Raw genomic sequence first — 16,376 nt, 5'->3', positions numbered from 1 at the left:
GATTATCCCGACTCGGCCGACACGGTAGTAATGCGATGGATGGCAAACTCCCGGGCCTGCCCGGACGTCGCATCGAAGGCCACCAACTGACCGCCCACCACCGCGACCGGCGTCACCACTCGCTGAGTGGCCACCCCGGCGGCGTCGACGTAACCGATTACCACCGTGATGCCATCCCGCGCGGCGCGTTGCAACAACGACATCGCGACTGCCGGGTCGATCCGTACGTTGGCAAACGGCGCGCCGCTGACCTTGCGCAGCACGGCGACCACTGCGCTGAGCGTCTCGCTGCTGGGGCGAGGGATCGGGCGATGCATCCGGCGCACCTGCGGCGTGGGCACCCGAACGCCGCGGGCCCGGATGTCGACGACGGTCCCGGTGGAGTCCTCGGCGGCTGGGGCGAAACCTGCTTTGCGCAGGGCAGCGAGCACCTCGGCGATCGGTGCCTGAGAGATCGCCACCGTCGATGCCAGCATCCGCAGCCCCAGCTGTTCGGCCGCGGGGGCTCCCACCGCCTGGGCCAGCAGCGTCGGGTCTTCGCAACGGACGAAGGAGGCCGCCATACCGATCCGCAGCTGGCCGTGCCGACGGGCCACGTCGTCGATGAGGTAGGTAAGTGCTTGCGGCACGGGCGTTTTAGAGTATGTCCTGAATAATCCGTGCAGTTCGTCGGCCGTTTTGCCGATGTCGAGCGCGTGCCGGATCGACTGTTCGGTGACCCGGTAAACCATCGCCGCCCCGGCCGATTCAACGGTTGCCACCGCGGCTAGCTCCTCGGCGAGATCTCGTTCCAGCGGTCCGGGCACCACCACGGTCAGGTCGGCCTGCACCAGAAAGTGGTCGACCGGCGGGGGAAGGGCCCGGTTCATCGCGTCGAGCACTGCATCGTGCTCGCCCTGATCCAGCAGCGCGCGGCCCGGGGTGCTGATCGCGCCGCGGCCGACCAGCCCGAGGAAATGCGCCTCGTCCAGCAGGTCGGCGACTGGGCCCGGCTGCAGCCGCTTGGCCCAGCGCGGCCGGCGCCACACCAGCGCCGCCGACGCGGATGTCGTGTCGACCCCGGTGCCGGGCGGCAGTTCGGCCAGCATGTTCAACAGCAGACGGCGATCCAGCGGCGCTGCCGTGGAGTAGATGGAATCCGACAGGGCGCCATAGGGTTTGGCTGTCGGATCGTGCGTGCCGATCAACGCAGGACGCCTGGGAAGGTCTAGCCAGGTGTTGGCCAGCAGCTGCCATCGCTCAGCGGTGGATGTCTCGGCGAACCGGTCGGCCGCCACCGTCGGCGCCCAAAACGGGCCCTCGCCATCGTCGGGCGGCGGATCCGGCATGCCGCTCGCGACCAGGCCGGCGGCCGCCGCCAGTTCGAGAATCAAACCCAGCCGGGCCTCGTCGACCCCGGTGACTTTCGCCAGCCGTCTGACGTCACGTATCCCCAGACCGCCACTGCGCAACTCGGCAACCGGTGCAGCACTGAGGGTTTGCAGCAGAGCTTCGAGTTCGCGCAGTAGATCGATGACCGCTCCGGCGGCGGCAGCATCGGCGTCGGCAGCCGTAGTGGTGGCGGTGACCGGATCCGGCGCGGTCAGCTGCACCGGCCCCGGATCCTCGCCGCGCAGCACGTGTCCGACGTCGCGCGGCAGGATCACCGTCTCGGCGTCGACTCGGCGCAACAGGCCCTTGGCCAGCAGTTGCGGTACCGGGCGGTCCGGCGCGGCGCCGGGTGCGGCGTCGCGGGTACGCCCCAGCGGGGAGCCCTCCAGCAGCTTCTCCAACACCTCTAAGGCTGAGGCGTCGAGCTCGTCGAGCAGCGCGACGGTCTGTTCCCGGGTGCGCGGCTCGTCCTCCAAGATTGCTTGCCCGGCATGCCAGGGCAGTCCGGCGGCGGCGTCGGCGGCCACCCGAACCTCGGCGTCGCCCCAAGCCAGGGCGCGCTCCTTGAGGTCGTCGAGGGCGGCGACGACGTCGGCCTCGGGCGCACGATCACCGATCAGCGAGAGCAGCTTGGCGGCCGGCACCGGCGCGGTGTCGGCATGCAGGACTAGCAGCGCATCAAGCACTGCCAGCCGCAAGAAGTCCAGCTCGTCCGTGGCAGCCCGCACCGACTGACGCGCCTGGGCCCGGGCGGCCAGTGCCGCGATACTGCCGGGCGGGGGCTGGGCAAGGTCGGGCCGCAGCTCCAGTAGGCGGATCAGCCGCTCGTCGGGCAAGTCGGCCAGCCAGGACCCCAACGCGATGCTCGGGGTGTGTTCAGTCATTGCTGACCAGCGTAAAGCAGTCGGCTGACGCGAAGCATGACGGCCGAAGGGCCCGATCGGGTGCGTTAACTGGCTACTCGGCAGGTCCCTCGGTGGGCGACCTGTCAGAATGGACCTCGTGGCTGATAACGGTGACAAAAAGGCGCAAAAGGCGCGGTACGTCGACAAGGGCTGGCCGACGACCGACCCCGACGATCACGCGGTGAGCGAACTGGCGACCGACCGAGTCGGCGCGCTCTCGCCGTTCGGTGACCTGGTCTTTCCGCTGCCCTCCGACGACCTGCCCTACCTACACCCGGTCACTGACGTCAACCGGTAGGCGGTCGATGTCTGGCGCTGCAGCTTCGGGCCCGCTCTCGCACATCGACGAGCGAGGCGCTGCGCACATGGTCGACGTCACCGAAAAGGGAGCCACCAAGCGCACCGCCGTCGCGGCCGGCACCTTCCACACTTCCGCGGAGGTGGTGTCGCTCATCTCGGCCGGCGGGTTGCCCAAAGGTGATGCGCTGGCTACCGCCCGGGTGGCGGGCATCCTGGCCGCCAAGCACACCAGCGACCTGATTCCGCTGTGCCACCAGCTCGCGCTGACCGGTGTAGAGGTCGACTTCACCGTCGGCGAGTCGGCAATCGACATCACCGCAACCGTGCGCAGCACCGACCGCACGGGTGTCGAGATGGAAGCGCTGACCGCTGTCAGCGTGGCCGGCCTGACGCTCTACGACATGATCAAAGCGGTGGACCCGGCTGCTCGCATCGACGACATCCGGGTGCTGCGCAAGGACGGCGGCCGGCACGGGACCTGGGTGCGGTGATGGCCGCCCGGTCGGCACGCGTCATCATCGCCTCCACTCGCGCAGCTGCCGGCGTCTACGACGACCGGTGCGGACCCATCATCACCGAATGGCTCGGGCAACGCGGATTTTCGCTGTCCGAGCCGTTGGTAGTACCCGACGGTGACCCGGTCGGGAAGGCCCTGCGCGACGCCGTCGGCGAGGGCGTCGACGTCGTCATCACCTCGGGTGGCACCGGCATCTCACCCAGCGACGACACGCCGGCTCAGACGACGGCAGTGCTCGACTACGAGATTCCCGGACTGGCCGATGCGATCCGGAACTCGGGTCTGCCGAAGGTGCCGACCTCGGTGCTCTCCCGCGGGGTGAGCGGTGTGGCGGGCCGGACCCTCGTCGTCAACCTGCCCGGCTCGACCGGCGGAGTGCGTGACGGGCTCGGCGTGCTCGACGGCGTGCTGGATCATGCGCTGGATCAACTCGCCGGCGGGGACCATCCGCGATGACGCGCGCCGACGACGATGATGCCGGCGTAGCCGGGATGGAGGAGTGGCGCTGATGACGCAGGTTTTGCGCGCCGCGCTGACCGAGCAGCCGATCCTGCTGGCCGAACACGAAGATTTAGTAGGGCATCAGGCCGCCGGCGCGGTCGTAGGGTTCGTCGGGATGATCCGCGACCACGACGGCGGACGCGGCGTGCTGCGGCTGGAATATTCCGCGCATCCGTCGGCCGAGCAGGTCATGGCCGACGTGCTCGCCGAAGTTGCCGAGCAGTGCCGCGGGGTGCGGGCCATCGCGGCCAGCCACCGCGTCGGTGTCCTGCAGATCGGCGATGCGGCGCTGGTGGCGGCGGTGGCCTCCGATCATCGCCGCGCGGCATTCGAGACGTGCGCGCATCTGGTGGACACCATCAAGGCGCGGTTACCAGTGTGGAAGCACCAGTTCTTCGCCGACGGCACCGACGAGTGGGTGGGCTCGGCCTAACCGCAGGCTTACGGGGCCGGAGCGGTCGCAGGCTGCTGGCCGAGCGCGGTCAGTGCGTCGTTGCCGTTGACGCCCTCTGCTTGGATGGCTTGCCACAAGTTGCCAAGAAAGTCGAGGTCCATGTTCTGCGGTGCCTCGAGCGGTGCCGGCTCGTTGGGAACAGGCGCCAGCGGTGCATCGTCGGCGACGGTCCAACTCGACACCGCTTGGGCCTGCTGAATTTCCTCCGGGGCGTCGGCGGGCGGCGCCTCGTCGAGCGCGATGGTCTCAACCGGCGGTGCGGGCTCGTCCACCGGTGCTTCGTCTGCCACCGCCTCGATTACCGGGGCGGGCTCGTCGACCGGCGGTGCCGGTTCGTCGATCGGCGCCGACTCGTCGAACGCCGCGGGTTCTGCCGGCGGCGCCGGCTCGTCGACGGCCACCAGCTCGACGGGCGGAGCCGGTTCTTCGGCAGGCGGTGGCAACGGCGCATCGAGTGCTGCCGGCTCGCCGTTGGCAGCCGGGTCGTCTTCAGGCGCGTTCACCGGCTCGTCGGCAACGACGTTGCGCGGCGTGGCGGCACCCAACCCGTGACCGCATACCGGCCAGGCGCCGCGGCCCTGAGTAGCCAACACCCGCTCGGCGACCGCGATCTGCTGCTCCTTGCTCGCCATATGCGCCGACGGGGCGAACTCGCCGCCGCCATGAGCGGCCCAGGTACCTCGGTTGAACTGCAGCCCGCCCTGGTACCCGTTGCCGGTGTTGATCGCCCAGTTGCCGCCGGACTCGCAGCGGGCTACCTGGTCCCATTCGCCGTCGGTCGCCGCCGCGGCGTGGCCGGCGAGGGCGATGCTGCCGCCTCCGATCACGGCCCCGGTAAAGGCGAGCTTGGCGACGCTGACGCTAGATGTCGTGGGCTTACGATGCCGTCCACTCATACGCCGGTGATGTCCTCTCTGTATGCGCCCACGAGGTCAGCTGTCGGGTTCGGGCTAGGAGAGGTCGCCCGGCCACTGCCGCGTCCACGGGGGAACGGCGGTGGCTTCACCCCTAGGAGCCTTGATGAGGCTCCAGTCCGATTTCGGCGGACCGGTGGGTCCCCCGCCTCCATCCACGGGTTGTCGTTGGCCCCCGTCTGCTGGATGGAGCTCGGCGCTACAGGCGGGGTAGGCCCAGCGGTCGAGTAGACGCGGCAAGCCCGCGGACGACGGTAGCGGGTCGCGCCGGGAGAGTCACGTCTCAATGAATTCGGCGATTTCCGTTGCGGCACACCGCCGAAACACCAGGAACGTGCTTAGTTTGCGCAGGTCACGACGTGTCGCAACCAGGCCGTGGCCGTGCCGTGATCAAACCGTTATGTGACGCAAATCACGTGATTAACCGCCAGCGAAGGGCGGTAAGACGTCGATCGTGTCGCCGGCGCGCAGGACGGTCGCGTCGTCCTTGACCGCGATCCCGTCGCATAAGTAGGAGCATCGGGACAGCACCGTCGCCAGGCTTGCGTCGCGTCCGGCGAGGCCGCCGACGAGTTCAGCCACCGTGGCGCCGGCCCGCACCGCGATGGTTTCCGACTCGGCGCCGGCCGCGGCCCGTGCCGCGGCGAAGTAGCGGACCGTGACCGGTATCTCTGTGAGTGCGTCCGACGGTTGAGCCACGTGTCAGCCGCCGATCGCACTCATCGGGCGGTCCGGCTGGATGAAGTCGGGGTCGTTGATGCCGTGTCCGGCAGCTTTGGCCCACATCGCGGTGCGCCAGGCCGCTTCGATCGCGTCATCGTCGGCCCCGCTGCGCAGCAGGTTACGAACGTCAGTCTCCTGCTTGGCGAACAAGCAGTTGCGGATCTGGCCGTCGGCGGTCAACCGCACCCGATCACACGTCGAACAGAACGGATGCGATACCGAGGCGATGACGCCGACTTTCCCGACCGGAGTGCCCGGGCCCTCGTCCACCAGCCACAGCTCGGCCGGCGCCGACCCGCGTGGTGCCGGGTCGGGTCGCAGCCGGAAATGCGGCCGCAACGCCGCCAGCACGTCGTCGGCGCTCAGCACCTCCCCGCGGCGCCACTGGTGGCCGGCGTCGAGTGGCATTTGCTCGATGACCCGCAATTGGTACCCGTGCTCGAGACAGAACCGCAGCAGCTCCACGACGTCCGCACGTCCGGTGGTGGGATCGAGTACGGCATTGACCTTGACGGGATCGAAGCCGGCTTCCTTGGCTGCGGCCAGCCCGGCCAGCACGTCGTCAAGCCGGTCGCGCCGGGTGATGGCGGCAAAGTGGGCGCGGTCCACGGTATCCAGCGACACGTTGACGCGGTCCAGGCCGGCCTTGGCGAGCGCGGCGGCTCGCCGGTCCAGCCCCAGGCCGTTGGTGGTCAGCGAGATTTCCGGACGTGGCCGCAGTGCCGCTACCGCGCCCACCACCTCTTCGAGCTGACGGGCCAACAACGGCTCACCGCCGGTGAATCGCACGCTGGTAATCCCGAGCCGCGTCACCGCGATACGCAGCAACCGAGCCAGTTCGTCGGGCTGTAGCAGCTGCTCGCCGGGTAGCCAGTCCAGCCCCTCTGCGGGCATGCAATAGGTGCAGCGCAGATTGCAGCGGTCGGTCAACGAGACCCGCAGATCGGTGGCAACCCGCCCGAAAGTGTCGACCAACGGCCCAGTGGCCGGGGCGGGCCCGCGGTTGCTCGGGTCATCCTCGGGGCGGCGCACCGTAGGCACACCGAGTGCGATCAACGTCATGCCAGCACCGACTCGGGTCGAGTGCGCGAAGTGACTGGCACGATCTCTTTGCCCAACGGCACCAGCGACACCGGGATCAGCTTGAGGTTGGCGAGCGCCAGCGGGATACCGATGATCGTCGCCGCCTGCGCGATCGCGGTTGTCACATGAATGATCGTCAGCGCGATGCCGCATAGCAGCACCCAGATGACGTTCCCGATCAGCGCTCCGGTCCCGGCGCCCGGCTTTTCAACGATCGTGCGCCCGAACGGCCACAGTGCATACAGCGCGATACGCAGGGCAGCGAAGCCGAACGGGATGGTGATGATGAGCAAAAAGCAGACGACGGCCGCCACTAGATAGCCGGCGGCCAACCAAAGGCCGCCGAAGATCAGCCAGATGACGTTCAGAATCAGGCGCATATCACCTCCAGCGGTAGTGCCAGCCTACCCAGTGGCGATCGCCAACGCGGCTCAGCCGGGCGGTGAGGGTCGCCACCGTGCCCACAAGTAACGGGGATGCTTGGGCAGCCCGCGTCCGAGTAGGATCAGCAGTCATTGCGTCCTGCGCAGGCGGGACGCTTCATTGTGTTGCCCATTCTAGAGATTTCGTTAGACAAGCAGGTGAGACCAGTGCCGACTGGCAAGGTGAAGTGGTACGACGCCGCGAAGGGATTCGGCTTCCTGTCACAGGAGGATGGCGAAGACGTCTACGTGCGTTCGTCGGCGTTACCCGCGGGCGTCGAGGACCTTAAGGCCGGACAGCGCGTCGAGTTCGGCGTGGCTTCTGGTCGTCGCGGGCCACAGGCATTGAGTCTCAAGCTGATTGATCCGCCGCCCACCCTGTCGCGTACTCGCCGCGAAGGCCCGGCCGAACACAAGCACAGCCCCGACGAGCTGCACGGCATGGTGGAGGACATGATCACCTTGCTGGAAAGCACCGTGCAGCCCGAACTGCGCAAGGGCCGCTACCCGGACCGAAAGACGGCCCGTCGCGTTTCCGAGGTGGTTAAAGCTGTGGCCCGCGAGTTGGATGGCTGAGTCGCAACTGCGATTCTCCTAAAAGATGGTGTACGGAAGTGCGCCGCGGGCAACACTGGTTACTGACGCGTAACAATGGTCGTAACCCCAGGAGTGTTCGATGGCGCAGCAGGCACAGGTCAGCGAGGAGCAAGCGAGAGCGGTAGCCGAGGAGTCTCGCGAAAGCGGTTGGGATAAGCCGTCGTTCGCGAAGGAGTTATTTCTCGGTCGCTTTCCGTTAGAGCTGATCCACCCGTTTCCCCGCCCGGCCGACGAGGACGCCGCCCGTGCCGAAGAGTTCCTGGCCAAGCTGCGGGAGTTTCTCGAGGGCGTCGACGGCAGCGTCATCGAGCGAGATGCCCAGATTCCCGACGAGTACGTCAAGGGTCTTGCCGAACTCGGCTGTTTTGGCATGAAAATTCCCGCCGAGTACGGCGGCCTGAACATGTCGCAGGTCGCGTACAACCGCGCATTGGTGATGGTCGCGACGGTCAATCCCAGTCTTGGTGCACTGCTGTCGGCGCATCAGTCGATCGGGGTACCCGAACCACTCAAACTGGCCGGCACTGAGGAACAGAAGCGGAAGTTCCTGCCGCGGTGCGCGGCCGGAGGGATATCGGCGTTTCTGCTCACCGAGCCCGATGTGGGTTCCGACCCCGCCCGGCTGGCCTCGACGGCGACCCCGGTCGACGACGGGCAGGCATACGAACTTGACGGCGTGAAGTTGTGGACGACCAACGGTGTGGTCGCCGATCTGCTGGTGGTGATGGCCCGAGTGCCCAAGAGCGACGGGCACCGTGGGGGAGTCAGCGCGTTTGTCGTCGAGGCGGATTCGCCGGGCATCACTGTCGAGCGGCGCAACAAGTTCATGGGGCTGCGCGGCATCGAAAACGGCCTGACTCGCATGCATAAGGTTCGCGTTCCACGGGAAAACCTGATCGGCCGGGAAGGCGACGGGCTGAGGATTGCGCTGACCACCCTGAACGCCGGACGGCTTTCCATCCCCGCGATGGCGGCCGGCGCCGCCAAATGGTCGCTGAAGATCGCCCGGGAGTGGTCGTGCGAACGCGTCCAGTGGGGCAAGCCGGTCGGCAAGCACGCGGCGGTCGCGGGCAAAATCTCGTTTATCGCCGCAACCACCTACGCGCTCGAAGCGGTGCTTGAACTGTCCGCTCAGATGGCCGATGAAGACCGCAACGACATCCGAATCGAGGCGGCGCTGGCGAAATTGTGGTCCAGCGAGATGGCCGACGTGATCGCCGACGATCTGCTGCAGATCCGCGGCGGTCGCGGCTATGAGACCGCCGAGTCGCTGGCCGCGCGCGGAGAGCGCGCGGTTCCCGTCGAGCAGTTGGTGCGCGACTTGCGGATCAACCGCATCTTCGAAGGATCCAGCGAGATCATGCGGCTACTGATCGCCCGCGAGGCGGTCGACACCCACCTGAGTACGGCCGGGGATCTGGCGAATCCCAAAGCCGACATGCGGCAGAAGGCCAAGGCCGCAGCAGGCGCCAGTGGATTCTACGCAAAATGGTTGCCGCAACTGGCATTCGGTGAAGGGCAACTGCCGACCACCTACCGTGAGTTCGGCAAGCTGGCGACTCATATGAGGTTTGTCGAGCGCTCGGCGCGCAAGCTCGCGCGCAACACGTTCTACGGAATGGCGCGCTGGCAAGCAGCTTTGGAGCAAAAGCAAGGATTCCTCGGCCGCATCGTGGATATCGGAGCGGAGTTGTTCGCCATGTCGGCGGCATGCGTGCGCGCCGAAGCACAGCGGGTTGCCGACCGGGCCGAGGGCGAACAGGCCTACGAGCTTGCCGACGCGTTCTGCCAACAGGCCACCTTGCGGGTCGAGGCACTGTTCGGTGCCTTATGGTCCAACACCGACAGCACCGACGTCCGGTTGGCCGAGGAGGTGCTGAGCGGACGCTACACCTGGCTGGAAGCCGGAATCCTGGACCCGTCGGAGGGCACCGGGCCGTGGATCGCCGAATGGGAACCGGGTGCGTCCACCGAGGAGGACATGTCCCGGCGGGTCTTGACCGTATCGGACTCCTGACAGCATGGCTTCGTATGTCGCCGGGGCCGGTGAGTTCACCCGCGACACCAACTACATCGAGACACGCATCACCGCAGACGGTCGAGACGGGTATCCCGTCGAACCGGGCCGATACCGCTTGATCGTCGCCCGCGCGTGCCCGTGGGCCAACCGCGCGATCATCGTCCGGCGGCTGCTAGGGCTGGAAAAGGTTATCTCCATTGGCTTTTGCGGCCCTACCCACGACGAGCGCAGTTGGACCTTCGACCTCGACCCCGGCGGCGTCGACCCGGTGCTGAAGATCCCCCGCTTGCAGGACGCCTATTTCAAGCGGTTTCCCGACTACCCGAAGGGCATCACGGTCCCGGCGATGGTCGACGTGCCTACCGGCGCGGTGGTCACCAACGATTTCGCGCAGATGACCCTGGACTTCTCCACCGAGTGGACCGCCTACCAGCGTGACGGCGCGCCCGAGCTCTACCCGGAGTCGCTGCGTGCCGAGATCGACGAGGTGGCCAGGCGGATTTACACCGAGATCAACAACGGGGTGTATCGGTGTGGATTTGCCGGCTCACAGGAGGCCTACGACGCGGCCTACGACCGATTGTTCACCGCGCTGGACTGGGTGAGCGAGCGGCTCAGCGGGCAGCGATACCTGGTGGGCGACACCATCACCGAAGCCGATGTGCGGCTGTTCACCACGCTGGCCCGCTTCGACCCGGTCTATCACGGGCATTTCAAATGCAATCGATCCAAGCTGTCCGAGATGCCGGTGCTGTGGGCCTATGCACGTGACCTGTTCCAGACGGCGGGTTTCGGCGACACCGTCGACTTCGTGCAGATCAAACAGCACTACTACATCATGCACGCCGACATCAACCCGACCCGCATCGTGCCCAAGGGTCCGGACTTGGCTGGCTGGCTGACTCCACATGAGCGAGAAGCGCTGGGCGGCAAGCCCTTTGGTGACGGCACTCCGCCGGGCCCACCGGTCGAGGGCGAACGGGTTCTACACAACCTCTAGCGCCGAGCGTTGTTGGGCAAAATCACGCAATTTCACCCGACAACTCGACGTTCGGCGTCAGAAGACCAGGCGTACCGACCACTCGGCGTGCGGGACATCGTGCAAGTCGCCGGCCGGGTCGACCACCAGGGTCATCAGCTGGACGACGATTCCGCTCAGCCGGCCGCGCTGCGGGTCGACTGTGGAGATGGTGACCGCCAGCCGGCTGTCCGGCCGGAACACGGTGGTCGTGGTGTTGGCCGGATCCTCATACACCCGCAACAGCCGCCAGGGCGCCCGCCCGATCGCCGTCGGCACCGAAAGCTGCACCGGATCGCGGTCATTCACCGGCAACTTGCCTTGTGCCCCCGGCGTCTGACAATCGCTGAGGTCGAGCACATTGCAATACAGGTATGGCCCAACCCGAGTCAGATGACCATGCGAATACGCGCTGATCTCGGGCCGCGACGGGCCGTGCCCCCGCACCAGCAGCCAGGCACCGAACCCGGCGCCGGCCGCGACTAGCACCACCACGACGGCGACCAGCACCGCGACAGGGCGTTTCACTCGCGCAGCACCGCGGCGGCGCCGTCGTGGCGGCGGCCTTGCTGTTCGACCATGACGGGCCGGTTACCCCCGAAGCCGGGTATCAACGAGTCGCCGTGGAAGCTGAGGATGGTCTGCGCCAGACCCGGGATCAGCAATGCGCCTACGGCGCTGAACCCGACCCACAGCTCGGTGTACACCAACACGCCCAGTGCGCCGCCGAGCACCCAGGCTAATTGCAGCGTCGACTCCGAGCGTCCGAACGCCGAGGCCCGTGACTCCTCTGGCAGATCGTTTTGCAAGGAGGCATCCAGCGCGGCTTTGGCGATCGCGCTCGACCCGGACGTGACCAAGGTGGCGATGGTGGCCGCAACGAGACTGCCGGCGACGGCCGCCACCAGCGCCGCGGCCGTCACCGCCACTGTGCACCGCACCACCAGCACCGCGGGCCTGCCCAGTTGCAGGCGTGCGCTGGCGAAGTTGCCCGCGAAGTTGCCGATCCCGGCCGCAGCGCCGATCAGACCCAGCATGCCCAACTGCACCCACCCGCTGACGTCGTGTGCTTTGGCGACGAAGGCGGGGTACAAGAACAAGAACCCGACCATGACTTTGATGGTGCAATTGCCCCATAAAGCAGTAATAATGTTGCGGCCCAACGGCTGTCGAATCACCCCGCTGGCGCGGCGAACTTCTTCGGGCCAATTTCGACGCGACTGCCGGTAGCGATAGGTGGTGGGAACCTCGCCCGCGGTTACCTCGACCCAACGCGGAATCCGCATCGACAGCCAAGCGCCCACCGCGGTCACCGCGATGAGGACGAACAACGCGCCGGGCAGCGCAAACAGGTGGTTGAACACGTACTCCACGCCGGCGGCGATACCGCCGCCGACAATGGTGCCGCCCAACAGCCCGAAGGTGGTCAGCCGGGAGTTGACCCGCACCAAATCGATTGTCGGCGGCATTACCCGCGGCGTCACGGCGCTGCGCAGCACCGAAAACGATTTCGACAGCACCATCATGGCCAGCGCGCACGGATAAAGCACCCAGGACGGAAAGCTGCCGGTGACGCCGTCGTAGTTGGTGATCAGTACCACGGCCAATGCGGTACGCAGTACGAACGACAGCGCCAGCGCGACGCGACGGCCGTGCTGCAACCGATCCAGCGCCGGACCGATCAGCGGGGCGATTACCGCGAACGGCGCGATCGTGATGAGCAGGTACAGCGCAACTCTGTCCTTGCTCTCCCCGGTGGCCGCCGCGAAGAACAGCGTGTTGGCCAGCGCCACCGCCATCGCGGAGTCGACCGCGAAATTCGCCACCACCGGCCAGGTCAACGCGGTCAGACCGGACTTGTCGGCGCCGTCTGCGGTCGCCGCCCGCTGCACCAAACCGTACATCCGCGAACCCATTTCACGGCTGCGCTGCGCCGCGGCGCGGGTGACGGTGATCCGCTCGGCGGTGGGAACCGCACGCGGCGCCTCGCTGCGACGGCCAGGGTCCGGCTGACGATTCAGCGGCGGGAGGTAGCGGTTAGCGCTGGGCATCGTGGTGCGCGGTGACGATGCAGGGCGTGACGCGCGATCAGCCGGGTCATCGGGCGCTCGGCGCGGTCGGCGATAAGCCGGGTCGGCTGTCGGATAGTTGGCCATCCCCGGATGCTCGGTCGGGTGATCACGCCGCCGTTGCCCCACGAATCAATTCTCGCTCATCGCGGATGATCAAGCGCGTAGGCGACCGGCGCGGCTGGCCGCTATGGACCTGCGGCACTATTGAAGAAGTATGGAGACAGCGGACAGCGTGACCGGGCCCACAGGGGAATCGGCGGCGACGGCGACGGCCGAATGGTCGCCAGCGTTGGCCGCGGTCCTCACCGGTGCGGCCGACCAGGCTCGCACGGCCGCGAGCGAGTTCAGCGGGGCCGACGTAGTGGGCGAATACCTGGGCGTCGGCTACGAGGGTCCTACCGCGGCCACCCACCGCTTTTTGGCCCACCTGCCTGGCTATCAGGGATGGCAATGGGCCGTCGTCGTAGCCGCCTACCCCGGCGCCGACCACGCCACCATCAGCGAGGTCGTACTGGTTCCGGGGCCGACGGCGCTGCTGGCGCCGGACTGGATGCCGTGGGATCAGCGGGTGCGACCGGGCGACCTGGGACCGGGAGATCTCCTCGCACCGCTGCCCGACGACCCGCGACTGGTGCCGGGCTATCTGGCCAGCGGCGACCCGCAGGTCGACGACGTCGCCGCCGAGGTCGGATTCGGACGGCGGCGGGTGATGAGTGCCTGGGGCCGCTCACACGCGGCCGGGCGCTGGCACGACGGCGACTACGGCCCCAGTTCGCCGATGGCGCGGTCGACCAAACGAGTGTGCCGCGACTGTGGCTTCTTCTTGCCGTTGGCGGGTTCGCTGGGCGCGATGTTCGGCGTCTGCGGCAACGAGATGTCCGCCGATGGTCACGTCGTCGACTACGAATACGGGTGCGGCGCGCATTCCGACACACCGGCGCCGGCCGGCAGCGGCTCGCCGGCATACGAGCCCTACGACGATGGCGTGCTCGACGTCGCCGAGAAACCCGCCGACGAACCCGCGGAGTCCTAACCCTTCTCGGCGGCGGCTTTGATGTTGGCCAGCGAGACGTTCATTCCCTCGACCAGTTCGCGATCGAAGTTGTCCGACCCACCCATCAGCGCGTTCACCGTCATGCTTGAGATCGCCTTGACCCCGTTTTCGGCGTGCCGGCTCTCGACCAGTCGGGTGCCCTCGGGGATCGCTTGCAGCTCGTAGCACCATATGGTGCCGTTGGCGTTGACCTTGAACGCCACCTTCTCCTCGGGGATGACCTCGGTGACGGTGCACGTGGTCGGCCAGAACAGGAAGTTGCGGCGGTTGAGGTTGAGGGTCCGGGTGCCCTGACGTAGCGGGCCGAGGGGCTTCATCCAGCGGCACTGCGGACTCCACTGCGGCATCAGCCGGAAATCCGATACCAATGACCAAACCTTGGCCACCGGCGCCTTGATGTCGACTTGTGCTTGCAATAGCGGCGCTGCCATTGAACTGTCCTCCTGTTAGTGGTCTTCGTTCGTTGGGTCAAACTCACTTTGGACCCGATCAAGTTGGGATTCGAACCCGATTTGTGCGCCGCGCGCGCCGCGGCGAGCAGCGTCGCGCTGCCAGAGGAAGATCGTGGTGCCCAGCAGCCCGACGCCCAGCCCAGCCAGCGTCACCGGTCGCCAGTTGTCCAGGCCGGGCACGATGAATGCAGCCGCCGCAGCAATCAGCCAGGCCAGCGCGCCCACCGCGATGACGGGCCACACGTCCAGCAACGCAACCGGCAGACGTGGCGGCTTGGGGCTTTGCTTTGGCTCGACGGACATCGAGATCACGCTAACCCGGCGGCAAGCGGCCCATCAAACCCGGCCCGCGCCGCATGTGTCGGTGATTCGCTGTTTACGAACGGACGTTGTGTCGTAACCTTCGCGCTGTGATCAACGGCGATACGCGGCTGGCCAGCGACTTGTCGTTGGCAGTCATGCGGCTGGCCCGGCAGCTGCGGTTTCGGCGCCCGCAGTCCCCGGTATCGCTGTCGCAACTGTCGGCGTTGTCGACCTTGGCCAAAGACGGGCCGATGACGCCCGGCACGTTGGCCTGTCGTGAACGGGTCCGGCCGCCCTCGATGACCCGAGTGATCGCCTCACTGGCCGATCTGGGGTTCGTCGACCGTGTCGCACACCCCGACGACGGTCGGCAGGTGCTGGTTTCGGTGTCCGAAGCCGGCACTGAACTGCTGGAGGCCGAATATCGTGCCAGCCAGGAGTGGCTCGCTCAGCGGTTGGCGGGCCTGGCCCGTGCCGAGCGTGACACTCTGCGCAACGCTGCGGACCTCATCTTGGCGCTGGTCGACGAAAGTCCGTGAGCACAGACCACGTCGTGGTCTGCGATATCCACGATCCCGGCGATCCGCGGCTCGACAACTTCCGGGATCTGAACAGCATCGATCGTCGCCCCGACCTTCCGGCCGGAAAAGGTCTGGTCATCGCCGAGGGTGTGCTGGTGGTGCAGCGCATGTTGGCATCCCGGTTTACGCCGCTGGCGTTTCTGGGCACCGATCGCAGGCTCGCCGAGCTCAGACCGGACCTGGTTGGCAGTACCGCCCCGTGCTACCGGGTGTGCGCGGAAGTGATGGCACAGGTGGTTGGGTTTCACCTCAACCGCGGGGTGCTGGCCGCGGCGCGTCGGGTGCCGGATCCGAGTGTCGCGCAGGTTCTCGACGGAGCGCGGACCGTTGCGGTGCTCGAGGGCGTCAACGACCACGAGAACCTGGGGTCGATCTTTCGCAACGCGGCCGGACTCGGCGTGGACGCGGTGGTGTTCGGTGCGGGATGCGCGGATCCGCTGTACCGGCGCGCGGTGCGGGTGTCGATGGGCCACGCGCTGTTGGTACCGTACGCCAGGGCATCCGACTGGCCTGATGACTTAAACATCCTGCGGCAAAAGGGTTTTCGGCTACTGGCCATGACGCCCGGCTGCGATAGCGAGACGCTGCCGGCGGCGATGCGCCTGGTGCGTGACGAACCGGTTGCAGTGCTGGTGGGCGCCGAAGGACACGGACTGAGTCGGGCCGCGATGCAGGCAAGCGATGTACGGGTGCGCATTCCGATGTCGCGCGGCACCGATTCGCTCAATGTCGCTACCGCGGCGGCTCTCGCCTTCTACGAACGTGCACGCGAGCAATCGGGTTAGGCTCGGCTGGTGTCTGACGAAACCACCCCGTGGGCAACGGGTTTGACGGTGGCCGGGTTTGTCGCCGCAGTAACTGCAGTCGCGATCGTGGTGCTCAGTCTGGGGTTGGTCCGCGTGCATCCGTTACTGGCGGTCGGGCTCAACGTCGTCGCGGCCGGAGGTCTAGCACCCACCCTCTGGGGGTGGCGGTATACGCCGGTGTTGCGTTGGTTCGTGTTGGGCGCAGGAGTGGGTGTCACGGGCGCGTGGCTAGCCCTGCTGACGCTGGCGATATTGGGGAGGTAGCTCCCAGGTCTGCCGACGA

General features: G+C 67.2%; 20 protein-coding genes and 1 riboswitch. Of the genes, 11 read left to right on the top strand and 9 right to left on the bottom strand.

The genetic code is table 11. The features are described 5' to 3' along the window. Positions 1-2: 2 nt before the first annotated feature. Positions 3-2,255, bottom strand: a complete 2,253-nt coding sequence (locus AC5Y42_RS05540; protein ID WP_499896394.1) for a helicase-associated domain-containing protein — start codon at positions 2,253-2,255, stop codon at positions 3-5. Positions 2,256-2,364: 109 nt separating this feature from the next. Between AC5Y42_RS05540 and AC5Y42_RS05535 the strand changes: the two genes are divergently transcribed. The 4 genes from AC5Y42_RS05535 to AC5Y42_RS05520 are packed head-to-tail and all read left to right on the top strand — an operon-like array spanning position 2,365 to position 4,027. Next, positions 2,365-2,574: a hypothetical protein gene (locus AC5Y42_RS05535; protein ID WP_499896392.1), complete on the top strand. Its 210-nt coding sequence runs from the start codon at positions 2,365-2,367 to the stop codon at positions 2,572-2,574. A 7-nt stretch (positions 2,575-2,581) separates the two neighbouring features. Continuing rightward, complete coding sequence (gene moaC, locus AC5Y42_RS05530) at positions 2,582-3,067, top strand: cyclic pyranopterin monophosphate synthase MoaC (protein WP_065013273.1); 486 nt, start codon at positions 2,582-2,584, stop codon at positions 3,065-3,067. Continuing rightward, positions 3,067-3,549, top strand: a complete 483-nt coding sequence (locus tag AC5Y42_RS05525; protein WP_499896391.1) for a MogA/MoaB family molybdenum cofactor biosynthesis protein — start codon at positions 3,067-3,069, stop codon at positions 3,547-3,549. The genes moaC and AC5Y42_RS05525 overlap by 1 nt, the downstream gene beginning before the upstream one ends. 52 nt (positions 3,550-3,601) lie before the next feature. Continuing rightward, a complete protein-coding gene (locus AC5Y42_RS05520) occupies positions 3,602-4,027 on the top strand; it encodes a molybdenum cofactor biosynthesis protein MoaE (protein ID WP_499896389.1) in 426 nt (141 codons plus the stop codon). A gap of 8 nt (positions 4,028-4,035) precedes the next feature. Here the strand turns inward: AC5Y42_RS05520 and AC5Y42_RS05515 are convergent, their stop codons facing one another. From AC5Y42_RS05515 to AC5Y42_RS05500, 4 genes are all read right to left on the bottom strand, one after another. After that, positions 4,036-4,944, bottom strand: coding sequence for a transglycosylase family protein (locus AC5Y42_RS05515; protein ID WP_499896387.1), 909 nt, complete (start codon positions 4,942-4,944; stop codon positions 4,036-4,038). Positions 4,945-4,953: 9 nt separating this feature from the next. Further along, positions 4,954-5,146: riboswitch (cyclic di-AMP (ydaO/yuaA leader) on the bottom strand. A gap of 236 nt (positions 5,147-5,382) precedes the next feature. Next, a complete protein-coding gene (locus tag AC5Y42_RS05510; RefSeq protein ID WP_499896385.1) occupies positions 5,383-5,661 on the bottom strand; it encodes a MoaD/ThiS family protein in 279 nt (92 codons plus the stop codon). A gap of 3 nt (positions 5,662-5,664) precedes the next feature. Continuing rightward, entirely contained in the window at positions 5,665-6,747 is a 1,083-nt protein-coding gene (gene moaA, locus AC5Y42_RS05505) for a GTP 3',8-cyclase MoaA (protein ID WP_499896383.1), read from the bottom strand. Beyond that, positions 6,744-7,148, bottom strand: a complete 405-nt coding sequence (locus AC5Y42_RS05500; protein ID WP_499896381.1) for a YccF domain-containing protein — start codon at positions 7,146-7,148, stop codon at positions 6,744-6,746. Before AC5Y42_RS05500 ends, moaA begins: the two co-directional genes overlap by 4 nt. 210 nt (positions 7,149-7,358) lie before the next feature. On the opposite strand from AC5Y42_RS05500, the gene AC5Y42_RS05495 reads away from it, so the two are divergent. From AC5Y42_RS05495 to AC5Y42_RS05485, 3 genes are all read left to right on the top strand, one after another. After that, complete coding sequence (locus tag AC5Y42_RS05495) at positions 7,359-7,766, top strand: cold-shock protein (RefSeq protein WP_499896380.1); 408 nt, start codon at positions 7,359-7,361, stop codon at positions 7,764-7,766. Between the two features lie 100 nt (positions 7,767-7,866). Next, positions 7,867-9,804, top strand: a complete 1,938-nt coding sequence (locus AC5Y42_RS05490; RefSeq protein ID WP_499896379.1) for an acyl-CoA dehydrogenase family protein — start codon at positions 7,867-7,869, stop codon at positions 9,802-9,804. A 4-nt stretch (positions 9,805-9,808) separates the two neighbouring features. Beyond that, the gene (locus tag AC5Y42_RS05485) at positions 9,809-10,807 is read left to right on the top strand and encodes a glutathione S-transferase family protein (RefSeq protein ID WP_499896378.1); all 999 of its coding nucleotides are present in this window, start codon (positions 9,809-9,811) and stop codon (positions 10,805-10,807) included. A gap of 57 nt (positions 10,808-10,864) precedes the next feature. Here the strand turns inward: AC5Y42_RS05485 and AC5Y42_RS05480 are convergent, their stop codons facing one another. Both AC5Y42_RS05480 and AC5Y42_RS05475 read right to left on the bottom strand, forming a co-directional pair. Next, the gene (locus AC5Y42_RS05480) at positions 10,865-11,353 is read right to left on the bottom strand and encodes a DUF2771 domain-containing protein (protein ID WP_499896377.1); all 489 of its coding nucleotides are present in this window, start codon (positions 11,351-11,353) and stop codon (positions 10,865-10,867) included. Further along, on the bottom strand, positions 11,350-12,981 hold the full coding sequence (locus AC5Y42_RS05475) for an MFS transporter (RefSeq protein ID WP_499896787.1): 1,632 nt from the start codon (positions 12,979-12,981) through the stop codon (positions 11,350-11,352). The genes AC5Y42_RS05480 and AC5Y42_RS05475 overlap by 4 nt, the downstream gene beginning before the upstream one ends. Before the next feature lie 148 nt (positions 12,982-13,129). On the opposite strand from AC5Y42_RS05475, the gene AC5Y42_RS05470 reads away from it, so the two are divergent. Continuing rightward, positions 13,130-13,930: a DUF3027 domain-containing protein gene (locus AC5Y42_RS05470; protein WP_499896786.1), complete on the top strand. Its 801-nt coding sequence runs from the start codon at positions 13,130-13,132 to the stop codon at positions 13,928-13,930. Here the strand turns inward: AC5Y42_RS05470 and AC5Y42_RS05465 are convergent. Then, positions 13,927-14,382, bottom strand: a complete 456-nt coding sequence (locus AC5Y42_RS05465; protein WP_499896376.1) for an SRPBCC family protein — start codon at positions 14,380-14,382, stop codon at positions 13,927-13,929. The two genes, AC5Y42_RS05470 and AC5Y42_RS05465, sit on opposite strands and share 4 nt — an antisense overlap. A 15-nt stretch (positions 14,383-14,397) precedes the next feature. Next, a complete protein-coding gene (locus AC5Y42_RS05460) occupies positions 14,398-14,706 on the bottom strand; it encodes a DUF2530 domain-containing protein (RefSeq protein WP_499896375.1) in 309 nt (102 codons plus the stop codon). A gap of 155 nt (positions 14,707-14,861) precedes the next feature. Here AC5Y42_RS05460 and AC5Y42_RS05455 point away from each other — a divergent pair, with 155 nt between their 5' ends. From AC5Y42_RS05455 to AC5Y42_RS05445, 3 genes are read left to right on the top strand one after another with little or no spacing between them, the layout of a single operon-like run. Further along, positions 14,862-15,245, top strand: a complete 384-nt coding sequence (locus tag AC5Y42_RS05455; protein WP_499896784.1) for a MarR family transcriptional regulator — start codon at positions 14,862-14,864, stop codon at positions 15,243-15,245. Continuing rightward, a complete protein-coding gene (locus tag AC5Y42_RS05450) occupies positions 15,242-16,072 on the top strand; it encodes a TrmH family RNA methyltransferase (RefSeq protein WP_499896373.1) in 831 nt (276 codons plus the stop codon). Before AC5Y42_RS05455 ends, AC5Y42_RS05450 begins: the two co-directional genes overlap by 4 nt. 9 nt (positions 16,073-16,081) lie before the next feature. Beyond that, positions 16,082-16,357 carry a DUF2537 domain-containing protein gene (locus AC5Y42_RS05445; protein ID WP_499896371.1) on the top strand — a complete coding sequence of 92 codons (276 nt, stop codon included), beginning with the start codon at positions 16,082-16,084 and terminating at the stop codon, positions 16,355-16,357. Positions 16,358-16,376 lie beyond the last annotated feature (19 nt).

Source organism: Mycobacterium sp. NGS48 (assembly GCF_059812585.1).
The sequence above is the reverse complement of the archived record's forward strand: the minus strand, read 5'-3'. Positions and strand labels throughout refer to the sequence as shown.

What these genes read in the sequence shown, in the direction of transcription:
- AC5Y42_RS05500 (WP_499896381.1), bottom strand. Translation starts at nt 7,148, where the DNA reads ATGCGCCTGATTCTGAACGTCATCTGGCTGATCTTCGGCGGCCTTTGG.
- AC5Y42_RS05465 (WP_499896376.1), bottom strand. Translation starts at nt 14,382, where the DNA reads ATGGCAGCGCCGCTATTGCAAGCACAAGTCGACATCAAGGCGCCGGTG.
- AC5Y42_RS05515 (WP_499896387.1), bottom strand. Translation starts at nt 4,944, where the DNA reads ATGAGTGGACGGCATCGTAAGCCCACGACATCTAGCGTCAGCGTCGCC.
- AC5Y42_RS05460 (WP_499896375.1), bottom strand. Translation starts at nt 14,706, where the DNA reads ATGTCCGTCGAGCCAAAGCAAAGCCCCAAGCCGCCACGTCTGCCGGTT.
- AC5Y42_RS05535 (WP_499896392.1), top strand. Translation starts at nt 2,365, where the DNA reads ATGGACCTCGTGGCTGATAACGGTGACAAAAAGGCGCAAAAGGCGCGG.
- AC5Y42_RS05485 (WP_499896378.1), top strand. Translation starts at nt 9,809, where the DNA reads ATGGCTTCGTATGTCGCCGGGGCCGGTGAGTTCACCCGCGACACCAAC.
- AC5Y42_RS05475 (WP_499896787.1), bottom strand. Translation starts at nt 12,981, where the DNA reads ATGGCCAACTATCCGACAGCCGACCCGGCTTATCGCCGACCGCGCCGA.
- AC5Y42_RS05490 (WP_499896379.1), top strand. Translation starts at nt 7,867, where the DNA reads ATGGCGCAGCAGGCACAGGTCAGCGAGGAGCAAGCGAGAGCGGTAGCC.
- AC5Y42_RS05520 (WP_499896389.1), top strand. Translation starts at nt 3,602, where the DNA reads ATGACGCAGGTTTTGCGCGCCGCGCTGACCGAGCAGCCGATCCTGCTG.
- moaA (WP_499896383.1), bottom strand. Translation starts at nt 6,747, where the DNA reads ATGACGTTGATCGCACTCGGTGTGCCTACGGTGCGCCGCCCCGAGGAT.
- AC5Y42_RS05455 (WP_499896784.1), top strand. Translation starts at nt 14,862, where the DNA reads ATGCGGCTGGCCCGGCAGCTGCGGTTTCGGCGCCCGCAGTCCCCGGTA.
- moaC (WP_065013273.1), top strand. Translation starts at nt 2,582, where the DNA reads ATGTCTGGCGCTGCAGCTTCGGGCCCGCTCTCGCACATCGACGAGCGA.
- AC5Y42_RS05540 (WP_499896394.1), bottom strand. Translation starts at nt 2,255, where the DNA reads ATGACTGAACACACCCCGAGCATCGCGTTGGGGTCCTGGCTGGCCGAC.
- AC5Y42_RS05525 (WP_499896391.1), top strand. Translation starts at nt 3,067, where the DNA reads ATGGCCGCCCGGTCGGCACGCGTCATCATCGCCTCCACTCGCGCAGCT.